Annotated in this window: 4 protein-coding genes; 2 read left to right on the forward strand and 2 right to left on the reverse strand. The window is 71.9% G+C overall.

Features of this window, described 5'->3' with window-relative positions; genetic code table 11:
- Positions 1-129 precede the first annotated feature (129 nt).
- Together ACFV6E_RS34690 and ACFV6E_RS34695 are read right to left on the reverse strand one after the other, a co-directional pair.
- Positions 130-1,686, reverse strand: a complete 1,557-nt coding sequence (locus ACFV6E_RS34690; protein WP_385168149.1) for an MFS transporter — start codon at positions 1,684-1,686, stop codon at positions 130-132.
- A gap of 212 nt (positions 1,687-1,898) precedes the next feature.
- Complete coding sequence (locus ACFV6E_RS34695) at positions 1,899-2,546, reverse strand: TetR/AcrR family transcriptional regulator (protein WP_385168211.1); 648 nt, start codon at positions 2,544-2,546, stop codon at positions 1,899-1,901.
- Between the two features lie 356 nt (positions 2,547-2,902).
- Between ACFV6E_RS34695 and ACFV6E_RS34700 the strand changes: the two genes are divergently transcribed.
- Both ACFV6E_RS34700 and ACFV6E_RS34705 read left to right on the forward strand, forming a co-directional pair.
- Positions 2,903-4,177: a M6 family metalloprotease domain-containing protein gene (locus tag ACFV6E_RS34700; protein WP_385467111.1), complete on the forward strand. Its 1,275-nt coding sequence runs from the start codon at positions 2,903-2,905 to the stop codon at positions 4,175-4,177.
- Between the two features lie 154 nt (positions 4,178-4,331).
- Entirely contained in the window at positions 4,332-6,152 is a 1,821-nt protein-coding gene (locus ACFV6E_RS34705; RefSeq protein ID WP_385467114.1) for an IclR family transcriptional regulator C-terminal domain-containing protein, read from the forward strand.
- The last annotated feature ends 116 nt before the right edge of the window (positions 6,153-6,268 follow it).

Consider the following 6,268-nt stretch of genomic DNA (forward strand, 5'->3'; position numbering starts at 1 on the left):
CTCCGCCCCTGCGCGCATGCGTCCGCCCCGGTCCCGCTGAGCGGAACCGGGGCGGACCTGGAAGGCGTACGGGCGAGGCGTCCCCACCCCGCGCCCGTACACGAAGTACCGGAGTACGGTCGGGCCGGGTCAGTGGGCGATGACCGGCACCTTCACCTCGTCCTCGATGCCCTCGACACCATCGTCCGCGCTGCCGCCGGAGGCGGCCGAAAGGTTCGGCTTTCCGGTGTTGATGAGGGTGACGGCGATGGCGGAGGCGGCCACGAGGATGCCGACGGCGAACCAGATCGCGCTGGTGTAGCCGTGGACCAGACCCTCCATCTGGACCAGCTGCTGCTGCGGCGCGGAGGCGGCACCGGCGATGTGGTCCTTGATGTAGCTCGTGGTGGCCGAGGCGGCGATCGTGTTCAGCAGCGCCGTACCGATCGCGCCGCCCACCTGCTGCGAGGTGTTGACCATCGCGGAGGCGACACCGGCGTCACGCGGCTGGACACCGTGCGTGGCGAGCGACATGGCCGGCATGAACGCCGTACCCATGCCGAGGCCGAGCAGCAGCATGCCGGGCAGCAGCAGGGACGCGTACGAGGAGTCGACCTTGAGCTGGGTCAGCAGGCCCATGCCGATGGCGCCGACCAGGAAGCCGGGGCCCATCAGCAGCCGGGGCGCGACCCGGGTCATCAGCCGGGCACCGATCTGGGTGGAACCGGTGATCATGCCCGCGACCATGGGCAGGAACGCGAAGCCGCTCTTGACCGGCGAGTAGCCCTTCACGACCTGGAGGTAGTAGGTCAGGAAGAGGAACAGGCCGAACATGCCGATGATGGCGAGGCCGAGCGAGAGGTAGACGCCGCCGCGGTTGCGGTCGGTGATCACGCGCAGCGGCAGCAGCGGCGACTTGAGCCGGGACTCCACCAGCGCGAACGCCGCGAGCAGCACCACCGAGGCGACGAACATGCCGATCGTCAGGGAGTCGCTCCAGCCGTTGGACTCGGCGCGGGTGAAGCCGTAGACGAGCGCGACCAGGCCGAGGGTGGACAGGATCACGCCGGGGATGTCGAGCGGGGAGCGGTTGCGGCCGCCCTCGGGCTCACGGACGACGAACCAGGCACCGAGCGCGGCGACCACGGCGAACGGCACGTTCACGAAGAAGGTCCAGCGCCAGTCCAGGTACTCGGTGAGGAAGCCGCCGAGCAGCAGGCCGACGGCGCTGCCGCCACCGGCGATCGCACCGTAGATGCCGAACGCCTTGGCGCGCTCCTTGGCGTCCGTGAACATCACGGCGAGCAGGGAGAGCGCGGCGGGCGCGAGCAGCGCGCCGAACACGCCCTGGAGGGCGCGGGCGCCGAACATCATCGCCTGGTTGGTGGCCGCGCCACCGAGGGCGGAGGCCAGGGCGAAGCCGGCCAGACCGACGACGAAGGCGCGCTTGCGGCCCCACAGGTCGGCTATGCGGCCGCCGAACAGCAGCAGACCGCCGAAGGCGAGGGCGTAGGCCGTGACGACCCACTGCCGGTTGCCGTCGGAGATGCCCAGGTCCGTCTGGGCGGAGGGCAGGGCGATGTTCACGATGGTCGCGTCGAGGACGACCATGAGCTGGGCGAGCGCGATGAAGACGAGCGCCTTCCAGCGGTTGTTGTCGGGGGCCGGGACCGCCGGAGGGGCGGTGGCCTTGGCTGTTGCAGACATGGGGGTACCCACTTCGGTACTTCGCAGGAGAACGACGGACGTGTGAGGAAGGAGGAAAGGACGGGCCTGTAAGTAAAGGAAGATTCGTAGATGGTGACGGGCGCGAGGCTCGCAACTCATCGGTGGTGCCGGTCAGTCGACTGCGCGGGCAGTCATCTGAGGGCCACTCGGGTCATCGGGGTGCCACTCGGGTCATCGGGGTGCCGCTCGGGTCATCGGGCTTGCCGGAGGTCCTCCACGGTCACGGCCGCTCCGGGCAGTACGGAACGGGCCGGGGCCCGCATACCGTCCAGGAACAGCTGAAGATGCCGGTGCATGAAGCGGTCGATGCCCCGGCAGACGGTGCCGGGCAGCGGCCGGGTGAGCTGACCGAGCGCCACCAGCAGATCACCGGACGCGACATCGGGCCGCAACTGCCCAGCGTCCCGGGCCCGTTGCATGAGCAGCTCGACCAGTTCCGTGATCCGGTCGCGCGCGGCGACGAGCTCGGGGTGGTCCTGGTCGAAGCGTTCCGAGAGCATCGGGCACAGGGCACCGATCCGCTCGTCGGCCGCGGCGTGCGCGAAGCCGCTCAGCGCCTCGAAGGCGTCGCCGCCCTCGGCCGCGAGAGCCGCCTCGATCCGCTCCGACGTGCGGTCCATGACCGCGCACACGACCTCACGGACCAGCGTGTCGCGGTCGGGGAAGTTCCGGTACACCGTGGCGTTGCCGACGCCGGCCCGGCGGGCGATCTCGTCGAACGGCACTTCCGGGCCGTACTCGACGATCATCTCGCGGGCGGCGGCGACGATCCGCTCCCGGTTGCGCAGAGCGTCGGCGCGCGGCCGGGGCGCTCGGCGGCACGGGGTGGCGGTGTCCACGGTGGTCTCCATGAGTGAGCTGGTGGGCTGAGCGGGGCCTCGGTGGGACCTCGGCGAGGCCCCGGTGAGGCTTTCTCGAAGGCTTGCTGTCCGTGGTGCGTGATCCGGGGAATCGATCCCCGTTTCGCTCGGACACAGGGCTAAACGGGGAAACGATCCCCAGTTATTTCCCGCGCCTTCCGTGACCTGCATCACATCGCCGGAAGCATCCGGTTCCGGGAGCGGCGCACCGCCCCTCACCTCCCCGATTTCCCACGTTCGGTCCTCCCAGCGAGCGCCGCCGCCCGCCGCGGCCGAGGGTGATCGAGAGGGTGCAGCCGGCGACCGGGGGCTGCCGGGAGGCGAAGGGCCCACGCATGCAGGCGAGCAGCCGTCGGATACGCCCGCGCCGTGTGGCCGCCCTCGCCTCGGTGACCGCCCTGACACTGGCGGCCAGCACCTCCGCGGGCACCGGGCACCTCACGGCGGGCAGGACCTCGGCGGGCTCCATCGCACTGGCCCGCTCCACGGCGCTCGGCCCCTGCATGATCAGCGGCGCGGAGGACGTACAGATGTCGGAGGGCGTCCCGACCCCCGCCGGCTACGCCCGCTCCACCGGCACCGTCCGGGCCCTCAATCTGATGGTCGACTTCACCGACGCGCCCGGTGAGGGCGAGGCCCTCGACCGCCTGGAGGAGTTCTTCCCGAAGACCCGGGAATGGTTCCGCACCAGCTCCTACGGCCGCCTCGACTACCGCCCGGAAGCCCCCGTCAGACACTGGCTGCGGATGCCCAGGACGTTCAAGGAGTACGGGATAGAGCGGGGCGCCCCCTTCGACCCCGCCTACCGAGACCTGGTCCAGGACATCGTCGCCACCGCCGACCCCGAGGTCGACTTCCGCTCGTACGACATCCTCAACGTGCTGGTCACCCCGAACGCGGGGCCCTCCGCGCTGGACACCGTCCTGTCGGTGACGTTCGCCGGCAACGCGGACGCCCCGGTCGCGGACGGCGTGCCGGTCTCCAACGCGTCCTTCGTCTACAGCCGCCAGGACGACGGCTCCGGCTCCTACGGCGACACCGGCTACCGGGTGCTGCCCCACGAGAACGGCCACACCTTCGGCCTGCCCGACCTCTACACCCAGGACGGCGGCGGCGCGGTCGGCCACTGGGACATCATGAGCGAGGACTGGGGCGCCGGGAACGACCTGCTCGGCTGGCACAAGTGGAAGCTCGGCTGGCTGGACGACGCGCAGGTCCGCTGCGCCGCGACGCCCGGCACGAAGGAGTACACGCTGACGCCGCTGGCCACGCCCGGCGGCACGAAGCTCGTCTTCATACCGCTCGGCACGAAGACCGGTTACGCGCTGGAACTGCGTACCGGCGCGGGCAACGACGAGGCCGTCTGCCGCCCCGGCATCCTCGTCTACAAGGTCGACGCGGACGTGGACACCGGCAACGGGCCCGTCAACGTCTTCGACTCCCAGCGCCACAGCGGCGGCTGCACCCGCAGCCCCAACGTCCACGCCGAACTCTCCGACGCCCCCTTCCGACCCGGCGAGTCCTTCCGGGACCCGAAGACGGGCGTACGGGTCAGGATCGCGTCGGCGGACCTGGCGGGGAACTACCGGGTGCGTGTGACGCGGCGCTGAGGCGGGCCGTCGCGCGGCCCGGTTCACACGGCCCTGGCACGTGGCCGTGGCCGCTCGCCCCGTGGCCGTGGCCACTCGCCCCGGCGTCGCCGACCTGCTGGCACGGGCGGGCAAGCATTACGGTGTCTCATCTGAGATCCGCAACGGAGAGCCCATGCCATCGAATGTGTCGCCGGCAGTCGGCGGCGGGGCCGGCACCAGGGCCGGCACCGCGACCAGCACCGACGTGCCGGCCGAGGCCGTCGCGCCGCTCATGCGCGGCATCTCCGTGCTGCGCCGGCTGACCGACGCCGACGGAGTGGCCAGCCTCAGCGGACTCGAGCGGGCCACCGGCCTGGCGCGGTCCACGGTCGACCGGATCACGGCCACGCTGGCGCGCATGGGCTACGTACGCCTCGACGGCCGGGACGCCGTACTCGCGCCGCGTCTGATGGAACTCGGCAACGCCTACCTGGCCGCCCTGCGCCTGCCCCGGCTCCTCGACTCCCACGCCGACGCGCTCGCCGACGAGCTGGACGAGTCGGTGTCGCTGGCCGTCGGCGACCTCGACGGGGTGCGGTTCATCCACCAGGCCACCCGGCGGCGCGCGATGTCGCTCAGTTTCCGGATCGGCGACCTGCTGCCGGCGGAACGTACGGCTCCGGGCCCGCTGTTCGCCACCGAGTGGGACGAGCGGGACTGGTCCCGCTGGCGGACCCGGCGGGCCGGCGACCCGGAGGACCGCCGGTTCCCGGCGGTCCCGGCGCGTAGCCGCCCGCTCGATGACGGGAGCGGTGATGACGGGAGCGGTGATGACGCCGGTCGCAGCACCGGTGACGGCGACGGTGACGGCGATTTCGAGCGGCGTACGGCCGAGGCGCGGGAGACCGGCTGGGCGCTGGACGACCAGCTCATCGAACAGGGTCTGGTCGCCCTCTCCGTACCCGTGCGCGACCCGCGCTCCGGCCGGATCGCCTGCGTCGTGAGCGTGGTCAGCCACACCAGCCGGCACACCGCCGGCGACCTGCGGGACAGCGTGCTGCCGAGGCTGCGGACGGCGGTGGCGGCGATGGAGGAGGAACTGCGCGCGGAGCTGAACGGGGGATTGAACGCGGAGCTGAACGAGGGATTGAACGCGGAGCTGGACGAGTCTTCGCGCGGGTCACGGCCCGCCGGTCCCGCCCCCCGCACGGGCCTCGCCCTCTGGACCGGCGCCTCGAAGCAGGAACTCGGCCGGGAGTTCATCGAGTCACTGGCCCGGGGCCTGACCGTGTTCACCGCCTTCGGCGAGGGGCGCCCGGAGCTGACCCTGACGCAGGTCGCCCAGGCCACCGGGCTCGCCCGCGCCACGGCCCGCCGCGCCCTGATCACCCTCGAACACCTCGGTTACGTGGCCACACACGACCGCGTCTTCCGGCTCACCCCGCGGGTCCTGGGCCTCGGCTTCCCGCCGCTGTCCCGCCTGTCCCTCGCCCAGATAGCGGACCCGCACCTCACCACGCTCTCCCAGCGGCTCCAGGACTCGGCCTCGCTGGCGGTACTGGCCGGAGACGACGTCCAGTACACGGCTCGGGCCGCCACGCGCGGCATCATGAGCATCAACGTGACCGTCGGCACGCGACTGCCCGCGTACGCGACGTCGCTTGGGCGCGTGATCCTCGCCGACCGCCCGGACCACCCACTCCCCGCGCTCCCCCGCCTGACCCCTCGCACACTCACGGACCAAGACCAGTTGAAGGCGGTCCTGGAACGCGTACGGCAGGACGGTTACGCCCTCGTCGACGGGGAGTTGGAGGAGGGCCTGCGCTCCATCGCCGCCCCGGTACGCGACCGGGACGGCCGTGTCGTGGCCGCCGTGAACGTCGCCATGCACAGCAGCCGCCGCACCCCCGAACGCTGCGTCACCGAGGTCCTCCCGGAACTCCGCCGCGCGACGCAGGACATCGAGACGGACCTGCACGTGGCGGGCCGGTTCAGCAGGGTGCCGTACGTGTGACGGGCGGGCTGCGGCGCGAGCCTAGGGCGTGTTGCGAAAGTCCCGTCGTTCGCCCGAAGGGCGGGCCGCGCGGCGTCAGGTGCGTGCTCTCGGCGTGCCGGGCGGAAGCCCTCGTA

Origin of the sequence: Streptomyces sp. NPDC059785, from assembly GCF_042732375.1 — a bacterium.
In the GTDB taxonomy this organism is placed as follows: Bacteria; Actinomycetota; Actinomycetes; order Streptomycetales; family Streptomycetaceae; genus Streptomyces.

Bases quoted from the DNA above. Each gene is read 5' to 3' on its own strand.
- ACFV6E_RS34690 (WP_385168149.1), bottom strand. From the start codon at position 1,686: ATGTCTGCAACAGCCAAGGCCACCGCCCCTCCGGCGGTCCCGGCCCCC.
- ACFV6E_RS34700 (WP_385467111.1), top strand. From the start codon at position 2,903: ATGCAGGCGAGCAGCCGTCGGATACGCCCGCGCCGTGTGGCCGCCCTC.
- ACFV6E_RS34705 (WP_385467114.1), top strand. From the start codon at position 4,332: ATGCCATCGAATGTGTCGCCGGCAGTCGGCGGCGGGGCCGGCACCAGG.